The organism is Parerythrobacter jejuensis (assembly GCF_039536765.1).
Classification (GTDB): Bacteria; Pseudomonadota; Alphaproteobacteria; order Sphingomonadales; family Sphingomonadaceae; genus Parerythrobacter; species Parerythrobacter jejuensis.
Window position 1 is genome coordinate 1,401,825 of the sequence record NZ_BAAAZF010000001.1, and the last position, 26,425, is coordinate 1,428,249.

Here is a 26,425-nt window from a genome sequence, read left to right on the forward strand (position 1 = left end):
ATAAATCGGGCGCAGCGCGAGGCATCGCGCCGCCCTTCCAGATTCGTGATGAAAGGACCCCCGGATGACCCAGGTCGGTAAAGACACGCTCGGCACCCGCAGCACTTTGACAGTCGATGGCAAGGACTATGCCTACTACTCTTTCGCCAAGGCGGCAGAGAAGATCGGCGATGTCTCGAAGCTCCCCTTCAGCATGAAAGTACTGCTGGAGAATATGCTGCGCTTCGAAGACGGCGGCTTCACCGTGTCGACCGACCATGTCCAGGCGATTGCCGACTGGCAGAAAGATCCCAAGACCGGCGGCGAAATCCAGTATCGTCCGGCGCGCGTTCTGCTGCAGGATTTCACCGGCGTTCCGTGCGTGGTCGACCTTGCTGCAATGCGTGACGCAATCAAGGATCTGGGCGGTGATACGGCCAAGATCAATCCGCAGGTTCCCGTGAACCTGGTCATCGATCACTCGGTAATGGTCGACGAGTTCGGCCACCCGAAAGCGTTCGAAAAGAACGTCGAGCTGGAATACCAGCGTAACGCCGAACGCTATGACTTCCTGAAATGGGGCTCCAAGAGCTTCCAGAACTTCTCCGCTGTACCTCCGGGCACCGGCATCTGCCACCAGGTAAATCTGGAACACATCGGCAAGGGCATCTGGTCCGGCGCCGATCAGAATGGCGACATGGTTGCCTATCCTGATACCTGTGTCGGTACAGACAGCCACACCACCATGATCAACGGGCTTGGCGTGTTGGGCTGGGGCGTTGGCGGGATCGAGGCAGAGGCCGCCATGCTTGGCCAGCCGATTTCCATGCTGATCCCCGAAGTCGTTGGCTTCAAGCTGACCGGCAAAATGGCTGAAGGAGTGACTGCTACCGATCTGGTCCTGACCTGTGTGCAAATGCTGCGCGAAGTCGGCGTCGTCGGCCGGTTCGTCGAGTTCTACGGCCCTGGTGTTGCCGAGCTCAGCCTGGCTGACCGTGCGACCATCGCCAATATGGCGCCGGAATATGGCGCAACCTGTGGCTTCTTTGGTATCGACGACAAGACGCTCGATTACATGCGTCTAACGGGTCGCGAAGAACATGCCATTGCGCTGGTCGAAGCTTATGCCAAAGAGCAGGGCATGTGGTTCACGCCAGACAACGAGCCAACTTTCACCAAGACACTCTCGCTCGACGTATCGGCAGTGGTCCCCTCGCTGGCTGGCCCGAAGCGTCCGCAAGACAAAGTCATTCTCCCCGAGGTTGACGAGCTGTTCAACGGCGATCTCAAGACGACGTACAAGAAGGACGCAGCCGTCCGTGTCGGCGTCGATGGCAAGGATCACGATATCGGCGATGGCGACGTAGTCATTGCGGCTATCACCAGCTGCACCAACACTTCCAATCCGGACGTGCTGATTGCTGCCGGCCTGGTGGCGAAGAAGGCCAATGAGAAAGGCCTCAAGCCCAAGCCATGGGTGAAGACCTCTCTCGCACCGGGCTCTCAGGTGGTCACCGACTATCTGATCAAGGCCGGTTTGCAGAGCGAGCTCGATAATATCGGTTTCGACCTTGTCGGCTATGGTTGCACCACATGTATCGGCAATTCCGGCCCGCTGGCTCCGCCGATCAGCAAGGCGATCAACGGCAATGATATCGTCGCTGCCTCGGTTCTTTCGGGCAACCGCAATTTCGAAGGACGGGTTAGCCCCGATGTCCGTGCAAACTTCCTCGCTTCGCCGCCGCTGGTCGTTGCCTACGCGCTAAAGGGCACGGTCACGGAAGACATCACCACGACACCGATCGGGCAGGACCAGGACGGGAATGATGTGATGTTGGCCGACATCTGGCCGAGCAATGCAGAGGTATCAGAAGTCCGGTCTGGCGCCATTGATCGTTCGATGTTCGAAAGCCGCTATGCCGACGTCTACAAGGGCGATGAGCACTGGCAAGCGATCAAGGTCGAAGCTTCGGACACTTATCGCTGGCAGCCGGGGAGCACCTACGTCGCCAGCCCGCCTTACTTCGAAGGCATGAGCATGACGCCGGACGTGGTGCAGGACATCACCGACGCCAAGCCGCTGGCAATCCTCGGCGATTCCGTCACGACCGACCACATTTCGCCAGCCGGTGCGATCAAGGAAGATTCGCCTGCCGGTGAGTACCTGAAGAGCCACCAGGTCGCGAAGGCAGACTTCAATTCCTACGGCTCGCGTCGCGGCAACCATGACGTGATGATGTGCGGCACTTTCGCCAATATCCGGATCAAGAACGAGATGGTTCCGGGCGTCGAAGGTGGCTTCACCACCTATAATGGTGAGCAGATGGCGATTTACGACGCCGCGATGAAGCACAAGGAAGACGGCACGCCACTGGTCGTCGTGGGCGGCAAGGAATATGGCACCGGGTCCAGCCGTGACTGGGCCGCCAAAGGCACGATCCTGCTGGGTGTACGGGCCGTAATCGTCGAAAGCTTCGAGCGCATCCACCGTTCCAACCTGGTCGGTATGGGTGTCTTGCCGATCCAGTTCACTGGTGGCGACACCCGCGAAACTCTGGGCCTGACGGCGACGGACACGTTCAGCATCAAGGGTCTCACCTCGATGAAACCAGGTCAGGAACTGGAAGTGGATGTGACCCGTGAAGACGGCACCACCTTCACCTTCACCGCGCAATCGCGGATCGATACCGAGAACGAAATGGAATATTACCGCAATGGCGGGATCCTCCAATATGTGATCCGTAAGCTCGCTTCCTGATCCGATCGCCTTCTAAAAGGCAACGAGGGGCTCCGCATATGCGGGGCCCCTTTCGTATTCAGCCTCCGTCAAGCCAAATGCGCGCAGCCTCCCCTGTGGAAATGGGAGATCATCATGCGCTTGCATCATCTTATCTTGCTCGGATCGGCTTGTTTGTCGGCACCCGCCTTCGCGCAAGGCCAGAACCCGCAAATCGATTACAGCGCTTTCACAGAGCTTGCTTCCCAGCTGGGTGAAACGCGCGAGCAGCACTTGCTGACGCTTCCCGAATTTGTGCTCAAAGCATCTCAAGATCAGGCGATCATTCTGGACACGCGATCGGCAGAGGCCTTTCGCCTCGGCCACATCGCTGGCGCAATCAACCTGCCCTTTTCCGACTTCACCGATGCCAAACTGGCCAAGGTCCTGGGCGAAGATCGCACACGCCCGATCCTGATCTATTGTAACAATAATTTCAGCGACAACCGGCGCCCTATCGCTCTGAAGCGGGCGCCGCTTGCGCTCAATATCCCGACATTCATCAACCTGCACGGCTATGGCTACACAAATGTCTGGGAATTGGCGGATGTCGTATCGACTGCGGATGTCGATTGGGTTGAAGAGCCGTTAATCCAACTTCCTATCAAGGCGGCAACCTCTCAATAGAAAAAGGGCGGCTCCCGTCTGGGGAACCGCCCTTTTCTAACGTCGGATCGCTGTCCGTCAGGCTGCGATGTTGTCTTTCTTCACCTTGAACTTGCGGCGTCCGAGGATCGCAGCTGCTGCTGCACCGAACAGGATCGTCATCGGCGGAGCTGGAACCGGAGTTCCGCTGCTGGTCGTCGTCGTCATGCCGCTGGTCGAGCCCGAAGAAGAGCCGGACGAGGAAGACGAGGACGAGCTGCTGCTCGAAGACGACGAGCTACTGGTCGAGCTGGTCATGTTACCCGAGCTGGAGCCCGAAGTCGAAATGCCGCCGCTCGAGGAGCTGGAACTGCTCGAAGAAGAAGACGAAGAGCTGCTGCTCGACGAACCACTGGAGGTTGCACCGCCTGTGGTCGAACCGCCCGAAGAGCTGCCCGAAGACGACGAGCTCGAAGAGCCTGAGCTGCTGCCCGAAGATCCGCCCGAAGTCGCGCCACCGGTCGTGGTGCCAGGGTGACCCGTGCTGGTCGAGGTGTTGCCACCCGACGAGCCGGAGCTCGAGGACGAACTGCTCGACGAGGAGGAGCTCGACGAAGAGCTGCCCGACGAACCGCCACTGGTGTTGCCCGAGCTACCGCCCGAGGACGAACTGCTGCCCGAAGACGAGCTGCTGCCCGACGAGGATGAGCTGCCACCGTTGGAACCGCCCGAGCTCGTCATGCCGCCATTGGACGTGTTGCCGCCGGAAGACGAAGAGCTGGAAGAACTCGAAGACGAGGAGCTGGAGCTGCTCGAGGACGAGGACGAGCTGGAGACGTTGCCGCTGCTCGACGAGACATTGCCCGAAGAGCTCGAGACGTTGCCGCTGCTCGAAGACACGTTACCCGAGGAACTGCTGACGCCGCCGGTGCTCGACGAAACATTGCCAGACGAACTGGTAACGCCGCCAGTGCTCGACGAAACATTGCCAGACGAGCTGGAGACATTGCCCGAGGAAGTCGAGGTCGAAACACCACCGGTCGAAGTGCTGACACCGCCGGTAGTCGTGGTGCTTCCGCCGCTCGTATTGTCAATATCGATATTGATATTGATACCGCTCGAGCTGCCGTCACCGCTGGTTCCGCCAGAAGTCCCGCCAGATGTCGATGTCGAGCTACCTCCGGTCGAAGTCGAGCCGCCAGATGTCGAGGTCGAAGTCGACCCGCCATTGGTGCCACCGTTGGTACCGCCGGAGGTCGTAGTGGTCGACGAAACAACCACGCTGCCGCCGCTGGAACCGCCGCCGCCGAAGAAGCCGCCGAAGAAGCCGCCACCAAAGCCGCCGCCGAAGCCGCCACTGCCGCCGATAACGGTCACGCCGCCATCACCGCCACCGCTGCCGCCGACGAAACCGCCGCCAACAGGGAATACTGCCGGAGCAACCGAGACAACGGTCGTGCCGCCGCCGCAGTAATTTGCGCCGCCACCAGTGTAGATCGTGCGCGATGCGCCTGCGATGCCGCCATAAGCGGGGCCGCCGACATAGCCACCTTGAGCATAGCCACCCTGGCCATAACCGCCTTGGGCGTAGCCACCGCCGGCATACCCGCCGCCAGCATAGGCTCCACCAGCACCGGCACCTGCGCCGCCACGATAGGCCGGGCCACCCGGATAAGCCGGACCACCTGGATAGCTGCGGCTTGCGCCCGCAGCACCGGCTGCTCCGGCACCTTGGGCCATGGCACCGCCGCTATGAACGACTGCCGGCATTGCACCGTTGCCCGCTGCACCTGCCGGGACACAGTCCACGACCTGCTTCACGACACGACGCTTCCGCTTGATCGTCTTGGGCACGCGACGCTTCTTAACGTAACGCTTCTCTTTGACGTAACGTACGGGCTGCGCCTTCACCGATTTGACGGACTTGTATCCGACATTCGCTGCCTGGGGTTCGGCGACATGCACCGCACCACCTGCAAGCAACGCACCGCCTGCTGCGGTTGCGGACAATTTCGCCAGGGCCATTTTTACCGACATGGGCAAACTCTTCTGTTCAACTGGGCTTTCCCAAGATCCGGCGGGTCCGGACTGGGCGTATCCCTGTGATGCCCTTGGAACAGATGCAGCCTTTAAGCGGCAATCGCGTTAACTATGAAAACGACATGGCGATTCGATTTTTTTCGCCCGTAAACGGGGTTAGCTGCCGACTTGTCCCGCTATGGGACCGAAATGGCTGAAATCCTTGCATTCATGTTAAGGATTTCCGTCGAACAAGCCCGTTTGCGATGATCCGGATTCGGGTTTCGGAGGCGTCTTTTCAAGATGCTCCCACGCCCGGTCATTGAGGCAACGCCCGCGTGCTGTGCGCGCCACCAGGCCGAGCTGGATCAGGAACGGCTCGACCACCTCCTCCACCGTATCGCGCGGCTCGGCCAGGCCTGCTGCCAGCGTCTCTACGCCCACAGGCCCGCCCTTGTAGATGTCCGCGATCATGGTGAGATAGCGGCGATCCATGGCATCAAGGCCCAACCGATCGACTTCGAGTCGGGTCAGCGCTTCGTCGGCAATCCGTGCATCGACAGTGCCCGACCCCGCAACCTCGGCAAAATCGCGCACCCGGCGCAGCAAGCGCCCGGCCACACGCGGCGTACCCCGGCTGCGACGCGCAATTTCCAGCGCACCGGCAGAATTGATCTCCAGCGCCATCAGCCCGGCACCACGGGTGACGACTTTTTCCAGCTCTTCTTCGGTGTAGAAGTTGAGCCGCACAGGAATGCCGAACCGGTCACGCAGCGGCGTGGTAAGAAGCCCCTGCCGCGTGGTCGCGCCGATCAGAGTAAAGGGTGGCAAGTCGATCCGCACGCTGCGAGCAGAGGGGCCCTCGCCGATGATGATATCGAGCGCACGGTCCTCCATCGCGGGATAGAGGACCTCCTCGACCACCGGATTGAGCCGGTGGATCTCGTCAATGAACAGCACATCATGCGGCTCGAGATTGGTCAGCAGCGCGGCCAGATCGCCTGCCTTGGCGATCACCGGGCCTGACGTGGCGCGGAAACCGACGCCCAGCTCCTTGGCGATAATTTGCGCCAGCGTGGTCTTGCCCAGCCCCGGCGGACCGAAGAACAGCGTATGGTCCATCGCCTCGCCGCGCGACTTCGCGGCCTCGATAAACACCGCGAGATTACCCTTCGCCGCCGCCTGCCCGACGAATTCGTCGAGCGACTTGGGCCGCAGCGCGGCATCCGGGTCTTCCGGCTGCCGGTCGGGTGTGTGAAGGGGGATTGGGTCGGTCAAAACGGGTTCACCGTATAGCCATTCTGCTGCAGCAATGCGTGGGCGGTCATGGCCGATAGCGCCGTCTCGACACCCGGGATCAGCTCATCGGCCTTAAGACCCCACGCCGCGCCGCTTTGGCCGCACAGGATGAAGCGCACGCCCTGATCCAGCATGGCGCGGATCATGGCAGCTGAGGGATTGGTGCCTTCTCTCCCCTTCGCTGCCCACGCGTCATTGGTCATCAAATCCATCGCAGCCTTGCCGTGAACCACCACAGCAATGCGGATATTCTCCTCCGGCACTCCTGCGGCCACATGCATGTTGATGAACCGTGCCGCGCTCTCAAATCCGCGATTGCGCGCGCCGTCCTCGGCCGGTTTGGCAACATCGAAAGCGATGGCGAATTCCGTTTCGGCGGGTACAGCTTCTACGCCATCCACCGGCGCATGGGGGCCGAATTCTGCGAACACGGGGCCGGTCTTGAAGGACGAGAGGTTTTGCGCGGCTGCTGGTGCGGCCAGTGCCAGGCACGCTAGCAATCCCGTCAAGTATTTCATCATCATCTCCATCATCCTGCCGCCATTTTCAGGGCCACGCGGATCAGGTCGCCTTCCGCAGCGCCCTCGCCCAGTTCGGCTTGAGCTGCCGCCACGGCCCGCGCCGCAAGCGCTGGCTTGAATCCCAGATTTTCCAGGGCGCTGACGGCATCGGCACCTGCTCCGCCTGCAGGGGTCAGCGCCGCTCCAGCCACCCCGCCACTTGCGGGTAGTGCACCTGCCTTGTCCTTCAACTCGTTGACGATCCGCCCGGCCAGTTTCGGCCCCACACCCTGTGCCCGGGCCACCATGGCCGCATCGCCATTCGCGCAGGCAGTCTGCACTTCCTGCGTCGACAATGCAGAGAGGATCGCGAGCGCGACTTTGCTGCCCACGCCTTGCACCTGGGTCAGCAGCCGGAACCAGTCCCGCTCTGCCCCGTCGGCAAAGCCGAGCAGGCGCATGTCGTTCTCGCTCACCTGCAAATCGGTATAGACGGTGCAGGCTTCGCCTACCTCGCCCAGTGCGGCCAATGTCTTGGTCGAGCAATGGACCAGATAGCCGACGCCGGAGACGTCAATCACCGCCCAGTCGGTACCGGCCTCGTCCAGCAGTCCCTTAAGCTTCGCAATCATGCGTTTCTCTCTACGCCAGCACAGCGCTGTTTGAGCGCGGTTTGTTCCTGCCCGATGTCCCCCGCTTTGGCCAGTGCGCAGCGACACTTTGTGCGCGGCAAATCCTACGCGATGGAACACATGGAACACAGTCCTGGCGCAAGAAAACATGCCACAAGCCTTGCCTCGTCTGGCGGGCAGAATGGGAAAAGGTCGGGGTCATACCCAGTGCGATGGCAGCTTTGGGCGAGGTAGGAAAATCTTGGGCGGGCTCGCCCCTGCCGCTGCTCGACATGCGCGTATTCCCCGCTAGAACGCATGGGATGAGCTTCAACACTTTCGGCCATCTATTTCGCTTCACCACCTGGGGCGAAAGTCACGGACCCGCGATTGGCGTGGTGATCGACGGGTGCCCACCGGGGATCGCGCTGGCGCAAGACGGCATCCAGCCCTTCCTCGATGCGCGTCGCCCGGGGCAAAACAAGTTCACCACCCAGCGGCAGGAACCTGACCAGGTGAAGATCCTCTCTGGCGTGTTCGAGGGGCCGGACGGCCAACAGCGCACAACCGGCACCCCGATCAGCCTGATGATCGAGAATGTCGACCAGCGCAGCAAGGATTACTCCGAAGTCGCCAAGGCCTACCGCCCCGGTCATGCCGATTACACCTATGACGCCAAATACGGTTTTCGCGACTATCGCGGGGGTGGCCGGTCCAGTGCACGTGAAACCGCGATGCGGGTCGCGGCGGGCGCTGTTGCGCGGCTGGTCATCCCTGATGTCACGATCACCGCCTATACCTGCGAAATCGGGGGTGACCGGATCGATCCGGTCAATTTCGATGCTGCTGAAATCCGCAACAACCCGTTCTGGTGTCCCGATGCGAAAGCAGCCGAACGCTGGGAAAAGCTGGTCGATGATGCGCGCAAGTCGGGCTCCTCGCTCGGCGCCGTGGTTGAATGTGTTGCGACCGGTGTGCCAGCGGGATGGGGCGCGCCGATCTATGCCAAGCTGGATGCCGAACTCGCGCTGGCGATGATGGGCATCAACGCGGTCAAAGGCGTCGAGATCGGAGACGGGTTTGATGCCGCGCGCCTTACGGGTGAACAGAATGCCGATCCGATGCGACCGGGCGACGATGGCACGGGACCGGACTTCACTGCCAACCATGCAGGCGGCGTTGCGGGAGGGATCAGCACCGGGCAGCCGGTGACGTGCAAAGTCGCTTTCAAACCGACCAGTTCGATCCTGACACCGGTCGAAACGATCACCCGAGATGGCACTGCGACCGAGATTCGCACCAAGGGGCGGCACGATCCCTGTGTGGGCATTCGGGGGGTGCCGGTGGTGGAGGCGATGATGGCCACGGTCCTGGCCGACCAGATGCTGCTCCACCGCGCGCAATGCGGTTGACTTCGAACTTCACACTACGCGTTCGGGACGGGCTTTACAAAACGAAGTCAGTTGGATAGCCAGAGGCTTCGGAATTACATAGAGGGTCGCACCTTGCAGAACAAATTTCATGTCCGGCGCGAACGCGCCGAGCGTCAGCGAACATTGCAAAACTTGGCGAGAAAGGCCGTGCTGGGTCTTATCGTGCTGACAGCGATACTGACTGTCTACGCGTTCCAGCAATTCTCCTGACCAGAGGGCGCCTGGGCCGCATCTGTTGCAACAAACGCAACGAAAAATGCTGCGTGTTGCACTTTGCGAAAGTTCCCGGATTTTGATTGATTCTTTCGATTTTCATTATTGAAAGAACCCGCTTTGCTGCGCTCCAGCAGTACCTATTTGCGTCTCCGAAAGTTCAACCCGAACCTAAACGGAGACATCATGGGTATCATCGGAACAAGCATCAAACCCTTCACCGCCACCGCATTCCAGGCGGGCAAAGACTTCTTCGACGTGACTGACGAAGACGTGAAGGGCAAGTGGGCCGTATTCTTCTTCTATCCGGCAGACTTCACATTCGTGTGCCCGACCGAACTGGAGGATCTGGGCGAGAAGTATGCGATGCTGCAGGACATGGATGTCGAAGTCTATGCCGTCAGCACCGACACCCATTTCAGCCACAAGGCATGGCACGATACCAGTGACAAGATCGCCAAGCTGAACTTCCCGTTCCTGGGCGATCAGAACCACGTTCTGGCGCGCAATTTCGACGTGCTGCGCGAGGGCGTCGGCCTGGCCGATCGTGCCACATTCGTTGTCGACCCGGACGGCGTGATCCAGATTATGGAACAGACTTGCGAAGGTGTGGGTCGCAATGCCAACGAACTGACGCGCAAGATCAAGGCAGCCCAGTATGTCCGCGCCAATCCCGGCCAGGTTTGCCCGGCGGCATGGGAAGAAGGCAGCGAAACGCTGGCGCCCTCGCTCGATCTTGTCGGCAAGATCTGACCGAAACCGAACCCGTCGCCCGCGCAAATGCTGCGCGGGCGGCCGGAAGACCCGGGGCGGTTTCTCCCTCCCCCTCCCACGCTCCGGGTCTTCCCCCACCCCTTTCCATTCATAGCCCCCGTCAGGAAGGTACCCGGACCATGCTCGATGCCTCAATGAAACAGCAGCTCACGACCTATTTCGGAAATTTGCGTGAGCCCATCGAGCTGATCGCTACGCTGGACGAGGGCGAGAAATCGCTCCAGACGCGAGAATTGCTGGAAGAAATCGCGGCGCTGCACAGTCTAGTCACAGCGCGCTTCGATGGCGATGGTCCGCGCAAACCGAGTTTCACGATCCAGCGTTCTGGCGACACATCGCGCGCCGTGACTTTCGCAGGTCTGCCAATGGGGCATGAATTCACGTCTCTGGTCCTCGCCTTGCTGTGGGCCGGCGGCCATCCGCCGAAAGTCGAGCAGGACACGCTGGACCAGATCCGCTCTCTTGAGGGCCCTTTCGATTTCGAGATGTTCTTTTCTCTCAGCTGTCACAACTGCCCCGATGTGGTGCAGGCGCTGACCCTGATGGCGCTGGAGAATCCCGCAATCTCCGCCACCCTTATCGAAGGCGGCACATTCCAGACCGAGGTCGATCGTCGTGATGTCATGGCGGTGCCAGCGACATTTCTGAATGGCGATCCCTTCTACAATGGCAAAATGAGCCTCGAGGAAGTGTTGGCCAAAATCGACCGCGATGCAGGAGACAAGGCTGCGGCGAAGCTAGACGCGAAAGAGCCGTTCGAAGTGCTGATCGTGGGTGGTGGCCCGGCAGGGGTGGCCGCAGGAATCTATACCGCTCGCAAGGGCTACAAGACCGGTATCGCTGCGGAGCGCTTTGGCGGGCAATTGCAAGATACACTTGGCATCGAGAACATGCCCGGCACGGCCTATACCGAAGGGCCAAAGCTTGCTGCCGAGCTGGAAAAACAAGTCCGGGAAAACACGATCGACCTTATGAACCTTGCCGAGGCGCGCACGCTGGTGCCGGCCGGGCAGGCGAGCGAACTCCACACCCTGGAACTGGACAATGGCGCGAAGTTGAAGGCCCGCAGCCTGATCCTGGCAACGGGCGCACGCTGGCGCGAACTGGGCGTGCCGGGCGAAACCGAGTACCGCAACAAGGGCGTCGCCTACTGCCCGCATTGCGATGGCCCGTTGTTCAAGGGCAAACGCGTTGCGGTGGTCGGGGGCGGGAACTCCGGCGTCGAAGCCGCGATCGATCTCGCGAACATCGTCGAGCATGTCACGTTGGTGGAATTCGATAGCAAGCTGCGCGCGGACGAAGTGTTGCAGGCCAAGCTGCGAAGCCTTGGCAATGTTGATGTCCTGGTCAACGCCAAGACAACCGAAATCACGGGTGCCGAAGGTCGCGTCAATGGACTGGTCTATGAGGATCGCACCAGTGGCGAAGAGAAAGTGATCGCGCTTGCCGGCGTCTTCGTTCAGATCGGATTGGTGCCTAACACGGAATGGCTCGGCGACAGTGGCCTGGCGCTGTCGCAATATGGCGAAATCGCAGTGGATGATGAGGGTGCAACCAACCTGCCCGGTATCTTCGCAGCAGGCGATTGCACCACTGTCCCTTACAAACAGATCGTCGTGGCGATGGGCGAAGGTTCGAAAGCCGGGTTGTCTGCGTTTGACTTTCTGATCCGCAATGCTCCGGCAGGGGAACTCGCAGCAGCGGCCTGATCCGGTCCTGGTGATCATCGTTGAAGGCGCGTTCTCACACCGATGGGAACGCGCCTTTTCACATCCTCGATCAAGCGTGACACAACAGCGGTTCAATCGATCAATATCTGCCAATTAATCGATTGGACGGATCAGACGGAATCCGCCATCTCGTCCATCATTGTCACAATAGCGATTCTGAAAATCGAAAAAGGAGAGACGAGATGGATGCGAAGACAGGCGATATCAGCGGCGGCTGCCCGTTCACCGGGAATGGTGGCATGCGCGATTTGCTGGGCCGCACGAACCGCGATTGGTGGCCTGATGCCCTGCAACTGGACATCCTGACCCAGCAAGGCCGCACCGTCGATCCGATGGGCGAAGACTTCGACTATTGCGAAGCCTTCAACGCTGTCGATTACGATGCGCTCAAAGCCGACCTGACCGCGCTGATGACCGACAGCCAGGACTGGTGGCCGGCAGATTATGGCCATTACGGCCCCTTCTTCATACGTATGGCATGGCACGCCGCAGGCACCTATCGTACCGGCGACGGTCGCGGTGGTGCGGGCAGCGGGCAGCAACGTTTTGCGCCGCTCAACAGTTGGCCGGATAACGGCAACCTCGACAAGGCGCGCCGCCTGTTGTGGCCGATCAAGCAGAAATACGGCAAGCATATCAGCTGGGCGGATCTGTTCATCCTGACCGGCAATGTTGCGATCGAAAGCATGGGCGGCCCGGTCTTCGGCTTTGGCGGCGGACGTGCGGACGTGTTCGAACCCGAAACCGTGTATTGGGGCACCGAAGAACAGTGGGTCGACACTGGCGCCGAAACCCGCATCATCCCTGATGAAGGAAAGGCATTGGAGAACCCGCTGGCCGCGATCCAGATGGGCCTGATCTACGTCAATCCGGAAGGCCCGGGCGGCAATCCCGATCCGCTGGAGTCGGCCCGCGACATGCGCGAGACCTTCGCCCGCATGGCCATGAACGACGAAGAGACTGTCGCTCTGACCGCTGGTGGCCACGCCTTCGGCAAGGCCCACGGCGCGGCCCCATCCGACACTTTCGGCGGGGCGCCGGAAAGCGAAGCCCTCGCCCTGCAAGGCTTCGGCTGGCTCAACGACAAGGAAGAGATCGCCAAGGGCAATATCACGACCTCGGGCATCGAAGGCGCATGGTCGAACAACCCCACATCGTGGAGCCACGACTATTTCCGTCTGCTGTTCAAATATGACTACGAACTGACGGAAAGCCCGGCCGGGGCCAAGATGTGGACGCCGGTCAATCCTTCCGAAGAAGATATGGCACCTGACGCCCGCGATCCGGACAAGAAGGTTCCGACCATCATGACCACCGCCGACATGGCGCTGAAGATGGACCCGGATTATCGCAAGATTTCGGAGCGCTTCCACAAGAACCCGGAACAGCTGGACGATGCTTTTGCGCGCGCCTGGTTCAAGCTGTGCCACCGCGATATGGGCCCCAAGGTCCGCTATCTCGGCCCGGAAGTACCCTCGGAAGATCTGATCTGGCAGGATCCGGTTCCCACCAACGAGAACCCGCCCATTGGCGAAAGCGAACTGGCAGACCTGAAGCGCGCCATCCTCGACAGCGGGCTGACCGTTTCCGAGCTGGTCAAGGCAGCATGGGCCTCGGCTTCGACCTATCGCAACAGCGATCACCGTGGCGGTGCCAATGGCGCACATATCCGCTTTGGGCCGCAGAAAGACTGGGCTGCCAATGACCCTGAAGAGCTGGCCAAGGTCTTGGCCAAGCTGGAAGAGGTCAAAGGTGCACACCGGATCAGCATGGCCGATATGATCGTGTTGGGTGGTACTGCCGCCGTTGAAAAGGCTGCCAAGGATGCCGGTTACGACGTCAGTGTACCGTTCACCGGCGGTCGCGGAGACGCTGTGGAAGAGCAAATCGATGCCGAGAGCTTCGAACCGCTCGAGCCGTTTGCCGACGGTTTCCGCAACTACCTGCGCACCAAGGCGAGTGTGAAGACCGAAGACATGCTGGTCGACAAGGCCAACCTGCTCGGTCTGTCGGTTCCCGAAATGACCGCGCTGGTCGGCGGGATGCGGGCACTGGGTGCTGTAGCCGGTAATACCGGACATGGCGTGCTGACCGATCGTCCGGGTCAGCTGACCAACGACTTCTTCGTCAACCTGCTCGACATGGCCACCGAATGGAAAGTGGTCGACGAGAGCGGCGATGAAGAATTTGTCGGCAGCGACCGTGCCTCGGGTGAAGAGAAATGGCGCGCAACCCGCACCGATCTCGTCTTCGGGTCCAACTCGCAGCTTCGCGCTGTGGCCGAAGTCTATGCCGAAAACGGTCACGATACGAAGTTCGTCAACGACTTTGTAGCCGCCTGGACCAAGGTCATGGATGCCGACCGGTTTGACATCACCTATCAGCGCTATCACGGCTAAGCCGCCGCGCTACACCAACAGCGAGGGCCCCCGGCAGAGATGCCGGGGGCCTTTTCTTTGGCCATTGGGCGTGTTTGGTGCCAAGGCGCGCGGCTATGGCTTCCGTCCCGACTACTCCACCCTCCCGCCAGGCGCGCCTGTTAGCTGCTGCGATCGCGTTCCTTGCGCTGGCCGCGCTTGGTGTCCAGCCCTCACTGGGTGAAGGAACCCTGCTGGAAAATGCTGGCGGGCTCGTCCGCTTTTTCACCATCTGGGGCAATATTGCTGCGGCAGTGATTATGGGCTGTATCGCGCTGGGCAGGCCGGTCTCGACACCGGTCATGGCCGCGTTGGCGACAATGCTGACAGTCATCGCGTTGGTCTATTGGGGTTTGCTCGCGGCTGATCATCACCCCGTCGGGCTCGATCGGATCACGAACCAGGTCTTTCACACGATTGTGCCGCTTGCCGTGATTGGGTGGTGGCTACGTTTCACCCCGCCCGCACCAGCAATCCTGCCGCTGGTGCCAGTGATCATGGCGCCTCCATTGGCGTACGGTCTGTTCGCTTTTGTGCTGGGGGAATTGACCGGCTTCTACGCCTATTTCTTCCTCGACCTGCCGCAATTGGGCTGGGCCCAATTCCTGCTCAGCAACCTGGTTTTGGCGGTGTTCTTTGCCGTCCTGGGGGCCGGCCTTGTCGCCCTCAAAAACGTGGCAAGCCGATATATTTGACGGCCAGACTGCGGGCTAGATCCAGCCCGCATCCTTGAGCCGCTGAACATTAGCCCGGCTGACAGGCGCTTCCAATCCGCCCCCAAGCACAAGCCGCACATTGCGGCCCTCCCGCTTCACATCCTTCACTGCACCGCGCGCGACCCACCAGCTGCGGTGGACCTGCATCCCTTCAATCCCCCCCAGCTCTGCCATTGCATCGCGCAGCCGCATGAGCACGAGATCGGAACCCAATGCGGTGTGCGCTCGCACATAATGGTCCTCCATTTCCAGCGCCAGCAAACCTGTGCCGAGTTCAGGCGGCAAACGGTCGATGAAGCTCGGCAGGAATTTTGAGGCTTGGGTCGGCTCTTCCTCCGCAAATGGCGGGCAATCACCCTGTACAGCCCCTCCAGCAGTTAAACCGTCGGCCTGCCGGCTCTCGATCAGAACGAAAAACGCCGTCACTGCACCGCCGATCAGAAAGACGTAGAAATAGGATGTCAGCGCCTGTTCCAGCGTCGGCCATTGTATGGGCCCGGGCAGAAAGCCGATACTCCACACAATTGCCGTCATCGGAATGGTGGCGATGGCGACGCCCATCAGCCACAGAAGTGGCTTGGGAAGGTGGAGCGATGCCTCGAGACGGTTCACCAGCCAGCTCATCGGACTGTAAACGGCGTAGCCAATCCAGGCGAAGGCAACCCAGCTGACCAGTCGCAGAGGCAGCGGCGCGTTGATGGTGCCAAAGGGTCCGATGAAGCCGAGAAAAAGGCCAATCGCCGTCATGATCGATAAATCGATGATGATCTTGCGGGCAAGAGATTGGGCAGGTGCGGGAACGGGCTGCGTCATCATTGGCGTTTCTGGCGGCCCATTCGCGCTTCGTAAAGTGGCAGACCCCGCAAAATCAGGGCGTAACCGGCCCGTTCGCGCATGCGGCAATCCAATCGCGCATGGCAGGTTGCGGGCGAATGGGCGGGCGGCATTGTGGAATTCGTATTACAGAGATGGAGACAACAATGACCACACTTTCCCTGCCCTTCTTCACTACCCCCAAGGCCAAGCCAGGCTTTGATATCGGCCCCATCACCCGCGGTATCGTGGGCACTGCCGCGATTGCGATGTCGCTGGCTTGTATCATTGCACTGGCCCGTTTCGCCTTCGGTATGGCGCCCGATCACCCCGCCCTGCGCAACATTCCGGTTCTGATCCATGTCGTCACGGTACTGCCGGCAGTCCCGCTCGGCGCATATTTGCTGGTCGCGCCCAAAGGCACCCCGATGCACAAGATGCTCGGCAAGATCTGGCTTTCGCTGATGGTGATCACTGCGATTGCGATCACCTTTATCCGCGGCGGTACCGATTTCAGCTGGATCCACATTTTCGTGCCGATCACCCTTCATGGCGCATGGAAGACTGTTGCAACCGCGCGTGCCGGCAAGATCGCACAGCACAAGAGCCATCTCGTCGGCATGTATCTGGGTGCGCTGATGATCCCGGGCATCTTCAGCTTCATGCCCAGCCGTCTGATGGGCACCTGGCTGTTCGGCTAAGTGTCGCGTTCGGGCGCGATCATCTCTGGCGCCTGAGCACGACATAGAGCGCACCGTCGCCTCCGTGGCGGCGGTGCGCTTTTCGTATGGCCGCGATGCTTTCGCCGTGTTCGCTAGCCGCAAGCCAATCGAGGATCTTGGCCCGGATCGCACCGCGCCGTGTGGCCCGATCAGCGGGATCGACCGGACGTGCCTTGCCGGTCACCACCAGCACCACCCGCGCGCCGATGCTGCGCGCCTGCTCCATCCCGGCCATCAGGCGCGAATAGGCGGCATCCAGCCCGTGATCGTGCAGGTCGAGCGACAGGTCGGGCGTGATCTCCCCGCCTTTCAGTCGCTTGTCCCAATGCCCGTCGAGATTGCCAACAGGGTTGCGGCCTCGGGCCGCTACGGCCGGAGCAGCAGGGACAGCTGGCGCCGACGGTTTGGGCGTCTTGCGACGAGCGGCAGGCTTGGGCATCGGGCGCGGCGGTGCGTCGATCTTGGTGGCTGCGACGCTGGCCGGGTGGATAGGCTCGACCGTTGCGGCCAGCTTCTCCCACACGGTAGCTTCGGCATCGCTCAGGCCACGGGGATGGGTCACTGCCCTGCTTTGGCGGCCTGGAGACGTGCTACCGTGCCCTTGGGCAACAACACCAGCGCCTGGCCGCGTCCGCTCATTCCTCCGGCAATCTCGCGCGCATCGCCGCCATTGCCCCAGAAAGTATCAAACCGGTTCGCGCCCTTGATTGCCCCGCCGGTATCCTGTGCGATCCACAATCCGTCTGCCACATCGCGATCGAGATCAAGGAACACGGGCGCCCCGTAGGGTACGAAACGGGGATCGACGGCAACGCTGCTCTCGCGGCGGACTGGCACGCCGAGCGAGCCAAGCGGCCCATCGGTGGTCAGCTCGCGAAAGAAGATCCAACTCTGGTTGAGGCGCATCAGGGCGCGGCCATCCTCGGGATTTTCGCGCAGATAGCGGATGATGCCCTGCATGCTGCCTTCGTACTGGCCCGGCCCGTCACCCAGCAGGCCGCGTTCGCGCATGACGCCCCCGATACCGGTATAACCGCGCCCGTTCTGCCCGGCATATCCGATCCGCATCACTGTGCCATCGGGCTGGCGCAGCAGGCCGGAACCCTGGATCTGGAGGAAGAACATCTCTATCGGGTCTTTGGCCCAGGCGAATTCCAGCCCGCGGCCCGCCAATGCCCCGTCTTCGATTGCCGCGCGATCGAAATAGGGAACATGCTTCCCCTCTTCGTTGATCCGGCCCAGTGGGGGCCTACCTGTGCGTTCGGCCTCGGGCATATCATCGGGCCAGGCCCGCACCAGATCATCGGGCACGCGATAGACAGGCACATCATAGCCGGGGAGCTTGGTGCGGCTGCCCTCGATCTCCGGCTCGAAATAGCCGGTCGCAAAGGCCGCACCGTCGCCGATCCGTGCTGTTTCGAAATGCTGGAGGAAAAAGTCAGCGCCACGGGATGCCGGCCACGTGCGTGCAGCATCACAGGCAGGTTGCCAGTCTTCAGGCCGGGTCAAGCCGCTGCGGTCATCCTTGCTGGTCAACCATCGGCAACTTGCCACGAACGCTGAAAGGGCGGAATTGGCATCCGGCCTGGAAAAGCCCAGCGTGCCTACGCCCGGCCCGACCGCAAGCCCTGCGGCAAATGCGCTTTGCGCCACAACAGTAGGCGGCGGCGGATCGATGATGGTGCTGGGCGGCTTTGCGTCGGGCACAACAGCACAGCCTGCAAGCGTCCCGAGCAATGCCAGAATTCCGATACGTCGCTTGGCCACGGCGCCACTCCCTACCGATGTTGATGGGGCCTATGTCAATCGGGCCAGCGCCAATTTGGCGAGCCTCAGCCCTCGTCGGTTTCGTCGAGGATCCAGTCGGGGCTGGCCGAGTTCACATCACGCATGAAGGTCCAGATATCGCGGCTTTCAATCGCATCATCGAGCGAGCCGGCAATGACCTGGCCATCCTTGTCGCGGGTGACGGCAGCGATATCGGATACGAATCGCACTGTGACGCGCGCGGTGCCGCCATCAAGCGAAGCATCACGAATCATCGTGTCTTCGATGCGGATCAGAGTGTTGTCGAGCGTTTCGCCAGCTGCCTCGCGCGCGTCGATGGCGAAGGTGAAGCCCTGGTACACATCGTCGTCGCACAGCTCGCGCAGCGTTTCCTTGTCGCCTTTCCAGAAAGCGTCGAGCACCATGGCATAGGCACCCTTGGCCCCTTCGAGGAAAGCGCTGATATCGAACCCGCGATCGGCGGCTGCAATGGCACGCACGCCCTGCTCTACAGAGGGGAGCATGTCGGGATTGGTATTCAGCTCGACCACGGTGTTGGCCGGTTTCGGCGCGTCCTGCACCTGCGCCGGGGCGTTTTCCCCGTTGTCGAAACGGTTCGGCACGATCTCCTCTTCATGCTCGGCCCGCTGGCCCAGCACAGAGTAAAGCCGCATCCCGAGGAAAGCGGCGATCATGGCGAGAATGACAATTTCGAAAATCACGAGTGACTACACCTATCGATTGCGCTGTGCGGTATAGCAGATTCTTCCGCACAAGTCCTTTGGGTTAACGCCCTAACCTTAAATAGGGTGTGATTACAAATACACAACGCGGCACATGGCCCATCTGCGGACCGTTTGGCCGCAGCTGCGAACCGGCAAGAACACGCAGTGGCGCATTGCGACAACGTCCCGGCAGTGCTAGGCGCGCCGCCGAATGCCTGACCTAAGCGCAAGGCACCTGTTCACAAGATAGACGAAAGACCACGCAACATGGCCGACGAAGGCGATATCCTGACCGACCTCAATATGGATGCAACCGCAGGCAATGGCGCGGACACCCGCCCGACCGCCGGCATCATCACCCAGTATATCAAGGACTTTTCGGTCGAGAACCCGAATGCTCCGGCAGTATACCAGTGGCAGGAACAGCCGCAGGTCGATCTGCAGTTCAACATCGGTGCCGAAGCCGTGAACGACGAAGTGACCGAGGTCGAGCTGAAGATCAACGTCGAGGCCAAGGTCGAGAGCGGCGCGCTGTATATCGTCGAGCTGGTCTATGCCGGGCTGGTCGGCCTGCGCAACCTGCCTGACGAACAGGCCCATATGTTCCTTTATGCCGAGGCTCCGCGGATCCTGTTCCCGTTTGCACGCCGCGTCATTTCCGATGCGACCCGCGATCTGGGTTTCCAGCCGCTGATGCTCGATCCCATCGATTTCAACGGCCTGTATATGCAGCGCCTGCAGGAAAAGGCCGCCGAAGAAGGCACGAGCCAAGGCGATGCCCCGGCAGGCAGCGCGTAAGCTCTTGCCGGCTGCGGGCGTGAAGCGATGAACGTGCCCCGTTTATGAAGCGACGCCCGTCATGAGCCTGCTCAAGAACGTCGGGACAATCGGCGGGCTGACTGCGGTCAGCCGCGTGTTCGGTTTCGTCCGCGACATCCTGATTGCGCGCGTATTGGGCGCAACTGCGATGGGCGATGCCTGGCAGCTCGCTTTCATGCTGCCCAATATTTTCCGCCGCCTGTTCGCCGAGGGGGCCTTTGCCAGCGCCTTTGTCCCGCTGTTCAACCGCCGGATGAAGGAAGATGGCGATGTCAGCGAAGCGCGCATGTTCGCCGAGAATGTGCTCGCGGTGCTGCTGCCGGTCCTGATCCTGTTCGGCGCGGTGGCGATGATCGCCATGCCGTGGGTTGTCGAGTTTTTCGCGCCAGAGGGGCTGGCCACCGATGCCGATGCGCTGGCGATCGCGGTCTTTATGGGCAGGGTCACCTTCCCCTATCTGCTGTTCATGAGCGTTGCGACGCTGATTGCCGCAGTGCTCAATTCCCTGTCACGTTTTGCGGCCGCAGCGGCGGCACCGATCCTGCTCAACATCTGCCTCATCGCCGCGCTTGCCTATGGTTTGACGATGGGTGAGGATCCGGCTGCCCGCTGGACCGCGGCGCAGGCGATGGCATGGGCGCTTTCACTCTCGGGTCTGCTGCAGGTCATCTGGCTCTACAGCTTCATGCGCCGGGCCGGTTTCAGTCTCGCGCTGGTGGCACCGAAAATTACCGGCGGGGTAAAGGAACTTGGCCTGCTGGTCGTGCCCGCCATTTTTGGCGCGGGAGTTTACCAGATCAGCCGGTTCGTCGACCTCTTTTTCCTCTCCACCCTGGAGGTTGGCAGCTATACCTATCTAGCCATGGCCGACCGCTGGAACCAGCTGCCGCTAGGGATCATCGGCATCGCTCTGGGCACCGCAATCCTGCCAGCCCTGTCCCGGTTTCTGAGCCGGGAAGAAGCTGACGAGGCCGCGCGCCTGCAATCCAATGCTATCGAACTGGCTATGTTGCTGACGGTGCCGTGCGCCGTTGCGCTGTTCTTCACCGGCACAGCCTTTGTGCAAGCTTTCATGGTGGGGCAGAATTTCACTGCCGAGGATGCGATCGTGACCGGTTCGGTTGTTTCCGCCCTTGTTCTCGGCCTGCCTGCCTATGTGCTGGTCAAGGTGCTGACGCCCAACTTCTTCGCCCGCAAGGATACCCGCACACCGGTGGTCACTGCCGCCATTTCGCTGGTGGTGACAATCGGGCTCAACATCGTGCTGGTGCCGCGCATCGGTGTGGTTGGCCTTGCCATTGCCGGGGCTGTCGGAGCCTGGATCAACATTGCCCTGCTCGGCGCGATCCTGCATGCGCGCGGCTATTACCGCCTGCCAGCGCGCGTTGCCGGGCGGGTTCTGCGGATCGGACTGGCTGCTGCTGCTATGGGCGCTGCACTTTGGTTCCTGATGCCAGAAATCGCAGACTGGTTCTCGCAAGGGCTCCTGGACAAGGCCGCCGGGATCGCCGCGATTATGGCGACCGGGATCGCCACCTATGGCCTGGCCGCGATGCTGCTCGGCGTGCTTGACCGCGCGACCATCGGCAGGCTTATGCGCCGTCAAGGCTAGAACCCTTTCAACCGATTCTTCAGGACCAGAATTCATGCCCCCCAAAATGAGAGTCGTTTCCGGCATCCAGCCCACGGGCAATCTTCATCTCGGCAATTATCTCGGGGCCATCCGCAACTGGGTGAAAATGCAGGATGAGATGACGGAAGGCAGCGAGTGTCTTTTCTTCCTCGCCGACCTTCACGCAATTTCGACCCCGCATGATCCTGCCGAACTACGCGCGACTACGCTCGAAATGGCGGCGGCTGTTGTCGCCTGCGGAATCGATCCGGATCGGTCCATCCTGTTCAATCAGGCCCAGGTTCCGGCCCATGCCGAACTGCAATGGCTGCTCAATGGCACCGCGCGGATGGGCTGGCTCAACAGGATGACGCAGTGGAAGGACAAGGCCGGCAAGAACCGCGAAGGCCAGTCCATCGCATTGTTCGCCTATCCCGTCCTGCAGGCAGCCGATGTTCTCCTGTACCAGGCCACCCACGTGCCGGTCGGCGAAGACCAGAAACAGCATCTTGAGTTGGCGCGCGACATTGCGCAGAAATTCAACAACGACTTTGCGCCAAAAGACGAGAATGGCGAAGAGAAGCCCGTCTTCACCCTGCCCGATCCCTACATCCCGCCCCAGGCCGCGCGAATCATGAGCCTGCGGGACGGCTCGGCAAAAATGAGCAAATCCGATCCGAGCGAAATGAGCCGGATCAACCTGGTCGATGACGCCGATACGATCATGAAAAAGGTGAAGAAGGCCAAGACCGATCCTGAGCCATTGCCAGCCTCCAAGGAAAAACTGGCTGACCGGCCCGAGGCCCTTAACCTGGTCACAATTTTTGCCGCGATCGAGGAGTCGAGTGTCGAGGACGTGCTCGGCCGGTTTGCCGGCCAGGGCTTTGGCGCCTTCAAGCCAGCGCTTGGTGAATTGCTGGTCGAAACGCTCAGCCCGATCTCGACGCGTTTTCGCGAGCTGCTGGAAGACCGCGAAGCGCTCGACGCCATTCTCGCCAGAGGTGCTGCGCGTGCCCGCGAACGAGGCTCACCCACGCTGGACGCAGCCTATGAGGCGCTCGGGCTATTACGCGGGCGGTCTAACCACCTGTAATCGCCGGTATTCAATCGCGGTTCATGGCCATGCGCCTATTCTGGTGGTAATGATGCATGCGCGTGCGCCGCATTCCTCCGGAGTAGCGGCGCTGCGGATTGAAAATTCAAGGGCTACGCCATGACCAAACCGACCATCACCAGGCGCCTGCTGAAAGCAGCCTCCGTCCCGCTCCTGCTTGCTACGCTTGCGGGGTGCGCCAGCTCGTTCAATTCCGATGTGACGCGCTTCACCACCCAATTGCCTGCACCGCAGGGGCAGACCTTTGCAGTAGTCGCGGAGGATCCCGCCCTTGCTGGCGGGCTTGAGTTTTCGCAATATGCCGATTTGGTCGAGGCACAGATGGAGCGCCTCGGCTACGCCGAAGGCTCGCCCGAAACCGCTAGTCTTCTCGTCAAGTTCGACTATGGCGTAGACACCGGGCGCGAACGCGTCCGGTCGACCGGCTTTGCCGATCCGTTTTACAACCCGTGGTATGGATATTCCCCGCGCAGCCGCTTCCTGCGCAGCCGTTTGCGTGGCAGCCGCTGGGGATACGGGTTCTATGATCCGTGGTTCGGTGGCGCGGATGTGCGCAGCTACACCGTCTATACCAGCGGCATCGATATGAAGATCGACAACCGCGTGACCGGTGAACGCCTGTTCGAAGGCAAGGCGCAAGCCATGTCGACCAGCAACCGGCTGCAACATCTCGTGCCCAATCTGGTCGAAGCGATGTTCACGGATTTCCCCGGCAATTCGGGCGAAACCCTGCGCATTTCGATTGCTCCGGAAAAGGTGAAAGTCCGCCGGGTCAACTAGTCGCGCGCGCCATCGTGCAGGGAGGCCGCCAATGGAAGTAGAATCAGTACGCGAAGTATCGGTTTCGGGTCACTGGCGCTGGGCCTACTTGCTGTTCGCAGCTTGCCTGCTTGCAACCCCGCTGGTGGCTATGCAGTTCACTCGGGAAGTTCGCTGGACTGGCAGTGATTTTCTCGTCTTTGGCGCCATGCTCGCCGGTCTTGGCCTACTGCTTGAAATGGCCGTCCGTTTCGGCAGCACGCCTCGCAAGAGAATGTTCATGGCAAGCACGGCGGCGGCTGCATTCCTGCTCCTCTGGGTCGAGCTCGCAGTCGGAATCCTCGATTAGGGGGTCAGAGCTTCGCGTGGCCGCCGGTTGATCCAAAGCCACCTTCTCCGCGATCGGTTGCATCCAGTTCTTCGACCTCTTCCCAGGCCGCTCGCGTCACCGGGGCAATCACCAATTGGGCAACCCTGTCGCCGCGATGGATCGCGAAGGGCTCGGTGCCGTGATTGATCAGGATCGCTTTCAATTCACCGCGATAATCGGAATCGATCGTGCCCGGTGTGTTAGGCACCGTGATACCGTGCTTGAGCGCCAGGCCCGAACGCGGTCGCACCTGGATTTCATACCCCTGCGGAATTGCCATCGAGAGGCCGGTCGCAACCGCATGGCGCGCGCCGGGCTGGAGTGTGATGTCCTCTGCCGAGACGACATCCATCCCTGCCGCACCTTCGGTGGCATAAGCAGGCAAAGTCAGCCCGTGCCCGTTGGGCAAGCGCTTCAGTTTGACGGGCACGTCAGCCACCGGCAGTCTCCTCCAAAGCCGCCGCGATCCTTTCCACCAGGGCGCGGGCGACATCTTCTTTGGGCATTTCGGGCAAGTCTTCGACACCCTTGGAGGTGACGATATGCACATCATTGTGACTGCCGCCCATCACGTCGCCAGAAACGTCATTGGCCACAATCCAGTCCGCCCCCTTGCGCTTGCGCTTGGCAGTGGCGTGTTCGACCACGTCATTGGTCTCCGCAGCGAAGCCGACCACCAGTGGCGGGCGTTTGTCACTGGCCGAAAGATTGGCAAGGATATCGGGGTTTTCCTCCAGGATCAGCGCAGGCGGTGCCGATCCGCGTTTCTTCATCTTCTGGTCCACGAAATCGCGTGTGCGCCAGTCTGCCACCGCAGCAACCATCACGGCAGCATCGGCGGGCAATGCCGACTTTACGGCGTCGGCCATTTCGCGCGCGCTTTCAACGTCGATGCGGTCGACACCTGGCGGCGTTTCGAGATGGACCGGGCCGGCGACCAGCGTGACCCGCGCGCCTGATGCAGCCGCCGCGGCAGCAATGGCAAAGCCTTGTTTGCCGCTGGATCGATTGGCGATGTAGCGAACCGGGTCAATCGGTTCATGCGTTGGACCCGCTGTGATCAGCACATGGCGTCCATAGAGCGGGCGATGATCCGGGTCGGTTTCGAAATCGGGTTGCCCGGCAAGCGGATTGGGCTCTGGCGGGCTTTCCTGCACCAGAGATCCGGCTCCTGCGACTGGTTCAGGCATTTGTTCTCCCGTGCCTGTCGCGACTGTATGATTGAGAGCATCGGCATCGGTCGGGGGTGCGGAGACAGCGCCGCCTTTGCTGGCTAGCAGCGAGCCGTCAGTCTCAATGGGTTCGCCCAACTCGCCAGCTGCTTCCGCTTCGAGCGCAGCAATATCCACCGCGTCAGGATCCGGGGCCTCTTCCCATTGCGCCTCGAGTTCTTCCTGGCTGCGTTTTGGCGTGGTGCGGGGAATGATCGAGGACAGGATGCCCCCCAGCATGCCCTTGCTTTCCACCTCCGGCTCGGGCTCCAGAGCCTCGACCGGCATGGGGGCAGCATCCTTGACATTGGTTTCAAGGCCCAGTTGCGTTGCAATGGCTGACCAGACCGCCTCGGGTTCGGGCAAACGCCCTGCTCCAAATTCTCCGCACGCCATCGGCCCGACATCGGGTTCGACCACATGCACTCCGGCTTCGCGCAGCCGGGCAACATTCATCTGGGTCGCCGCATGTTCCCACATCCGCACATTCATTGCCGGCACGGCCATAACCGGCTTGTCTGTGGCAAGGATCAGCGTCGTCGCAAGATCATCAGCGATCCCGGCCGCCATCTTGGCCAGCATGTTGGCCGTGGCTGGGCAGACCACGATCAGGTCGGCCTCGCGGCTCAACTGGATATGACCCATCTCGACTTCGTTCTTGAGGTCCCACAAGGTCGTGTGGACTTCGTTCTCGCTTAGCGCCGCAAGCGCCATCGGGGTCACGAATTTCGAACCGCCATTGGTCAGCACGCAGGTTACGCTGCCGCCCTGCTTGCGCACCAGGCGCACCAGCTCGCACGACTTGTAAGCCGCAATCCCGCCACCAATGACGAGCAGGATCTTGGGACCCGCCACGTCGCTCATACTCGCCCCCTTCCAGGACCATTGTGTTGCCGGCCAGCCTAGCCGCGCCAGCGAGCAGGCGAAAGGCCCGTGTGGCCCGGTGCGCATGGGCGGGTTACGAATTGCCTAGCGATGCATGATGGTCCGGCCTAAGCTGCGCCGGATATCGGGGGAGATGTAAGCATGCGATTGGTTTTGACGGCACTGCTGTTCGTTGGCGGATTGTTCTATCTGTTCATGGGCACAGGCTTCCTGCTTGATCCCGCCACCAGCGGCGGCGATTTCGGCCTCAAGCCTGACGGCGCGCAGGGCTTGTCCTCCATCAGGGCCGATCTCACGGCGTTTTTCTGGGTCGCAGGCGGCTGCATGATCTGGGGCGCATGGAAGCGCAATGGCGACCCGTTGCTGGCCAGTGCCGCATTGATGGGCGTTGCCTTGCTCGGCCGGGTAGTCTCGATCCTGATCGATGGCAGCTATGCCGGTTGGCAGGCACCGGTGCTGGTAGAGGCAGCCACGGTATTGCTATGCCTCACGGGCTGGAAGCTCTTGCCCCACCACGCGCTGAACGAGGATTGACAACACGTTTACCCACCCGTTTGCGGCGTTCGTCCGAACGGA

27 protein-coding genes are annotated in these 26,425 nt (G+C 61.2%); 17 read left to right on the forward strand and 10 right to left on the reverse strand.

The window, feature by feature from the left end:
* Nucleotides 1-64: 64 nt before the first annotated feature.
* Both acnA and ABD653_RS06950 read left to right on the forward strand, forming a co-directional pair.
* Nucleotides 65-2,737, forward strand: coding sequence for an aconitate hydratase AcnA (acnA, locus tag ABD653_RS06945; protein ID WP_160778009.1), 2,673 nt, complete (start codon nucleotides 65-67; stop codon nucleotides 2,735-2,737).
* Nucleotides 2,738-2,851: 114 nt separating this feature from the next.
* Nucleotides 2,852-3,382 (forward strand): rhodanese-like domain-containing protein, encoded by a 531-nt coding sequence (locus ABD653_RS06950; RefSeq protein WP_344705315.1) that lies wholly within the window; start codon nucleotides 2,852-2,854, stop codon nucleotides 3,380-3,382.
* 57 nt (nucleotides 3,383-3,439) lie between these two features.
* Here the strand turns inward: ABD653_RS06950 and ABD653_RS06955 are convergent, their stop codons facing one another.
* On the reverse strand, nucleotides 3,440-3,568 hold the full coding sequence (locus tag ABD653_RS06955) for a PEP-CTERM sorting domain-containing protein (protein ID WP_160778011.1): 129 nt from the start codon (nucleotides 3,566-3,568) through the stop codon (nucleotides 3,440-3,442).
* On the opposite strand from ABD653_RS06955, the gene ABD653_RS06960 reads away from it, so the two are divergent.
* Entirely contained in the window at nucleotides 3,567-3,878 is a 312-nt protein-coding gene (locus tag ABD653_RS06960; protein ID WP_160778012.1) for a hypothetical protein, read from the forward strand. The two genes, ABD653_RS06955 and ABD653_RS06960, sit on opposite strands and share 2 nt — an antisense overlap.
* A gap of 3 nt (nucleotides 3,879-3,881) precedes the next feature.
* The gene (locus ABD653_RS06965; protein WP_199801065.1) at nucleotides 3,882-4,814 is read left to right on the forward strand and encodes a hypothetical protein; all 933 of its coding nucleotides are present in this window, start codon (nucleotides 3,882-3,884) and stop codon (nucleotides 4,812-4,814) included.
* A 779-nt stretch (nucleotides 4,815-5,593) separates the two neighbouring features.
* On the opposite strand, the gene ruvB is transcribed toward ABD653_RS06965, so the two are convergent.
* Genes ruvB through ruvA form a run of 3 tightly spaced genes read right to left on the reverse strand, consistent with a single transcriptional unit; the run spans nucleotide 5,594 to nucleotide 7,790 of the window.
* Nucleotides 5,594-6,637: a Holliday junction branch migration DNA helicase RuvB gene (gene ruvB, locus ABD653_RS06970; protein WP_160778013.1), complete on the reverse strand. Its 1,044-nt coding sequence runs from the start codon at nucleotides 6,635-6,637 to the stop codon at nucleotides 5,594-5,596.
* Nucleotides 6,634-7,182: a DsrE family protein gene (locus ABD653_RS06975; RefSeq protein ID WP_325065350.1), complete on the reverse strand. Its 549-nt coding sequence runs from the start codon at nucleotides 7,180-7,182 to the stop codon at nucleotides 6,634-6,636. Before ABD653_RS06975 ends, ruvB begins: the two co-directional genes overlap by 4 nt.
* Before the next feature lie 5 nt (nucleotides 7,183-7,187).
* Nucleotides 7,188-7,790 carry a Holliday junction branch migration protein RuvA gene (ruvA, locus tag ABD653_RS06980; protein ID WP_160778015.1) on the reverse strand — a complete coding sequence of 201 codons (603 nt, stop codon included), beginning with the start codon at nucleotides 7,788-7,790 and terminating at the stop codon, nucleotides 7,188-7,190.
* Nucleotides 7,791-8,092: 302 nt separating this feature from the next.
* Between ruvA and aroC the strand changes: the two genes are divergently transcribed.
* The 6 genes from aroC (at nucleotide 8,093) to ABD653_RS07010 (ending at nucleotide 15,031) form a co-directional block, all read left to right on the forward strand.
* A complete protein-coding gene (aroC, locus tag ABD653_RS06985) occupies nucleotides 8,093-9,181 on the forward strand; it encodes a chorismate synthase (RefSeq protein WP_160778016.1) in 1,089 nt (362 codons plus the stop codon).
* Between the two features lie 93 nt (nucleotides 9,182-9,274).
* On the forward strand, nucleotides 9,275-9,412 hold the full coding sequence (locus tag ABD653_RS06990; RefSeq protein ID WP_344705316.1) for a hypothetical protein: 138 nt from the start codon (nucleotides 9,275-9,277) through the stop codon (nucleotides 9,410-9,412).
* A gap of 189 nt (nucleotides 9,413-9,601) precedes the next feature.
* On the forward strand, nucleotides 9,602-10,168 hold the full coding sequence (gene ahpC, locus ABD653_RS06995) for an alkyl hydroperoxide reductase subunit C (protein WP_160778017.1): 567 nt from the start codon (nucleotides 9,602-9,604) through the stop codon (nucleotides 10,166-10,168).
* 140 nt (nucleotides 10,169-10,308) lie between these two features.
* Nucleotides 10,309-11,898, forward strand: a complete 1,590-nt coding sequence (gene ahpF, locus ABD653_RS07000; RefSeq protein WP_160778018.1) for an alkyl hydroperoxide reductase subunit F — start codon at nucleotides 10,309-10,311, stop codon at nucleotides 11,896-11,898.
* A gap of 203 nt (nucleotides 11,899-12,101) precedes the next feature.
* Complete coding sequence (gene katG, locus ABD653_RS07005; RefSeq protein ID WP_160778019.1) at nucleotides 12,102-14,318, forward strand: catalase/peroxidase HPI; 2,217 nt, start codon at nucleotides 12,102-12,104, stop codon at nucleotides 14,316-14,318.
* 95 nt (nucleotides 14,319-14,413) lie between these two features.
* Nucleotides 14,414-15,031, forward strand: a complete 618-nt coding sequence (locus ABD653_RS07010) for a Pr6Pr family membrane protein (RefSeq protein WP_160778020.1) — start codon at nucleotides 14,414-14,416, stop codon at nucleotides 15,029-15,031.
* A 15-nt stretch (nucleotides 15,032-15,046) separates the two neighbouring features.
* Here the strand turns inward: ABD653_RS07010 and ABD653_RS07015 are convergent, their stop codons facing one another.
* A complete protein-coding gene (locus tag ABD653_RS07015) occupies nucleotides 15,047-15,868 on the reverse strand; it encodes a LytTR family DNA-binding domain-containing protein (RefSeq protein ID WP_234032109.1) in 822 nt (273 codons plus the stop codon).
* A 164-nt stretch (nucleotides 15,869-16,032) separates the two neighbouring features.
* On the opposite strand from ABD653_RS07015, the gene ABD653_RS07020 reads away from it, so the two are divergent.
* A complete protein-coding gene (locus ABD653_RS07020) occupies nucleotides 16,033-16,566 on the forward strand; it encodes a DUF2306 domain-containing protein (protein ID WP_160778021.1) in 534 nt (177 codons plus the stop codon).
* A gap of 19 nt (nucleotides 16,567-16,585) precedes the next feature.
* Here ABD653_RS07020 and ABD653_RS07025 read toward each other — a convergent pair whose 3' ends face one another.
* The 3 genes from ABD653_RS07025 to ABD653_RS07035 all read right to left on the reverse strand — a co-directional run bounded on the left by ABD653_RS07025 (nucleotide 16,586) and on the right by ABD653_RS07035 (nucleotide 19,076).
* A complete protein-coding gene (locus ABD653_RS07025; RefSeq protein WP_160778022.1) occupies nucleotides 16,586-17,149 on the reverse strand; it encodes a Smr/MutS family protein in 564 nt (187 codons plus the stop codon).
* Entirely contained in the window at nucleotides 17,146-18,354 is a 1,209-nt protein-coding gene (mltA, locus tag ABD653_RS07030) for a murein transglycosylase A (protein ID WP_325065351.1), read from the reverse strand. The genes ABD653_RS07025 and mltA overlap by 4 nt, the downstream gene beginning before the upstream one ends.
* A 65-nt stretch (nucleotides 18,355-18,419) precedes the next feature.
* Nucleotides 18,420-19,076 carry a Tim44/TimA family putative adaptor protein gene (locus tag ABD653_RS07035; RefSeq protein WP_160778023.1) on the reverse strand — a complete coding sequence of 219 codons (657 nt, stop codon included), beginning with the start codon at nucleotides 19,074-19,076 and terminating at the stop codon, nucleotides 18,420-18,422.
* Between the two features lie 270 nt (nucleotides 19,077-19,346).
* Here ABD653_RS07035 and secB point away from each other — a divergent pair, with 270 nt between their 5' ends.
* From secB to ABD653_RS07060, 5 genes are all read left to right on the forward strand, one after another.
* Nucleotides 19,347-19,877: a protein-export chaperone SecB gene (gene secB / locus ABD653_RS07040; RefSeq protein ID WP_160778024.1), complete on the forward strand. Its 531-nt coding sequence runs from the start codon at nucleotides 19,347-19,349 to the stop codon at nucleotides 19,875-19,877.
* A 61-nt stretch (nucleotides 19,878-19,938) separates the two neighbouring features.
* Nucleotides 19,939-21,510, forward strand: a complete 1,572-nt coding sequence (gene murJ, locus ABD653_RS07045) for a murein biosynthesis integral membrane protein MurJ (protein WP_160778025.1) — start codon at nucleotides 19,939-19,941, stop codon at nucleotides 21,508-21,510.
* A 46-nt stretch (nucleotides 21,511-21,556) separates the two neighbouring features.
* Complete coding sequence (gene trpS, locus ABD653_RS07050) at nucleotides 21,557-22,603, forward strand: tryptophan--tRNA ligase (protein ID WP_160778026.1); 1,047 nt, start codon at nucleotides 21,557-21,559, stop codon at nucleotides 22,601-22,603.
* Between the two features lie 120 nt (nucleotides 22,604-22,723).
* Nucleotides 22,724-23,404 (forward strand): DUF4136 domain-containing protein, encoded by a 681-nt coding sequence (locus ABD653_RS07055; RefSeq protein ID WP_160778027.1) that lies wholly within the window; start codon nucleotides 22,724-22,726, stop codon nucleotides 23,402-23,404.
* 31 nt (nucleotides 23,405-23,435) lie between these two features.
* The gene (locus ABD653_RS07060; RefSeq protein ID WP_160778028.1) at nucleotides 23,436-23,732 is read left to right on the forward strand and encodes a hypothetical protein; all 297 of its coding nucleotides are present in this window, start codon (nucleotides 23,436-23,438) and stop codon (nucleotides 23,730-23,732) included.
* Nucleotides 23,733-23,736: 4 nt separating this feature from the next.
* Here the strand turns inward: ABD653_RS07060 and dut are convergent, their stop codons facing one another.
* On the reverse strand, nucleotides 23,737-24,192 hold the full coding sequence (gene dut, locus ABD653_RS07065; protein ID WP_407672731.1) for a dUTP diphosphatase: 456 nt from the start codon (nucleotides 24,190-24,192) through the stop codon (nucleotides 23,737-23,739).
* Entirely contained in the window at nucleotides 24,185-25,828 is a 1,644-nt protein-coding gene (locus tag ABD653_RS07070; RefSeq protein ID WP_160778030.1) for a bifunctional phosphopantothenoylcysteine decarboxylase/phosphopantothenate synthase, read from the reverse strand. Before ABD653_RS07070 ends, dut begins: the two co-directional genes overlap by 8 nt.
* Before the next feature lie 162 nt (nucleotides 25,829-25,990).
* Here ABD653_RS07070 and ABD653_RS07075 point away from each other — a divergent pair, with 162 nt between their 5' ends.
* Nucleotides 25,991-26,383, forward strand: a complete 393-nt coding sequence (locus ABD653_RS07075; protein WP_160778031.1) for a DUF4345 family protein — start codon at nucleotides 25,991-25,993, stop codon at nucleotides 26,381-26,383.
* Nucleotides 26,384-26,425 lie beyond the last annotated feature (42 nt).

Bases quoted from the DNA above. Each gene is read 5' to 3' on its own strand.
- acnA (WP_160778009.1), top strand. From the start codon at position 65: ATGACCCAGGTCGGTAAAGACACGCTCGGCACCCGCAGCACTTTGACA.
- ABD653_RS06950 (WP_344705315.1), top strand. From the start codon at position 2,852: ATGCGCTTGCATCATCTTATCTTGCTCGGATCGGCTTGTTTGTCGGCA.
- ABD653_RS06960 (WP_160778012.1), top strand. From the start codon at position 3,567: ATGCCGCTGGTCGAGCCCGAAGAAGAGCCGGACGAGGAAGACGAGGAC.
- ABD653_RS06955 (WP_160778011.1), bottom strand. From the start codon at position 3,568: ATGACGACGACGACCAGCAGCGGAACTCCGGTTCCAGCTCCGCCGATG.
- ABD653_RS06975 (WP_325065350.1), bottom strand. From the start codon at position 7,182: ATGATGATGAAATACTTGACGGGATTGCTAGCGTGCCTGGCACTGGCC.
- ruvA (WP_160778015.1), bottom strand. From the start codon at position 7,790: ATGATTGCGAAGCTTAAGGGACTGCTGGACGAGGCCGGTACCGACTGG.
- aroC (WP_160778016.1), top strand. From the start codon at position 8,093: ATGAGCTTCAACACTTTCGGCCATCTATTTCGCTTCACCACCTGGGGC.
- ahpC (WP_160778017.1), top strand. From the start codon at position 9,602: ATGGGTATCATCGGAACAAGCATCAAACCCTTCACCGCCACCGCATTC.
- ahpF (WP_160778018.1), top strand. From the start codon at position 10,309: ATGCTCGATGCCTCAATGAAACAGCAGCTCACGACCTATTTCGGAAAT.
- katG (WP_160778019.1), top strand. From the start codon at position 12,102: ATGGATGCGAAGACAGGCGATATCAGCGGCGGCTGCCCGTTCACCGGG.
- ABD653_RS07010 (WP_160778020.1), top strand. From the start codon at position 14,414: ATGGCTTCCGTCCCGACTACTCCACCCTCCCGCCAGGCGCGCCTGTTA.
- ABD653_RS07015 (WP_234032109.1), bottom strand. From the start codon at position 15,868: ATGATGACGCAGCCCGTTCCCGCACCTGCCCAATCTCTTGCCCGCAAG.
- ABD653_RS07020 (WP_160778021.1), top strand. From the start codon at position 16,033: ATGACCACACTTTCCCTGCCCTTCTTCACTACCCCCAAGGCCAAGCCA.
- secB (WP_160778024.1), top strand. From the start codon at position 19,347: ATGGCCGACGAAGGCGATATCCTGACCGACCTCAATATGGATGCAACC.
- murJ (WP_160778025.1), top strand. From the start codon at position 19,939: ATGAGCCTGCTCAAGAACGTCGGGACAATCGGCGGGCTGACTGCGGTC.
- trpS (WP_160778026.1), top strand. From the start codon at position 21,557: ATGAGAGTCGTTTCCGGCATCCAGCCCACGGGCAATCTTCATCTCGGC.
- ABD653_RS07055 (WP_160778027.1), top strand. From the start codon at position 22,724: ATGACCAAACCGACCATCACCAGGCGCCTGCTGAAAGCAGCCTCCGTC.
- ABD653_RS07060 (WP_160778028.1), top strand. From the start codon at position 23,436: ATGGAAGTAGAATCAGTACGCGAAGTATCGGTTTCGGGTCACTGGCGC.
- ABD653_RS07070 (WP_160778030.1), bottom strand. From the start codon at position 25,828: ATGAGCGACGTGGCGGGTCCCAAGATCCTGCTCGTCATTGGTGGCGGG.
- ABD653_RS07075 (WP_160778031.1), top strand. From the start codon at position 25,991: ATGCGATTGGTTTTGACGGCACTGCTGTTCGTTGGCGGATTGTTCTAT.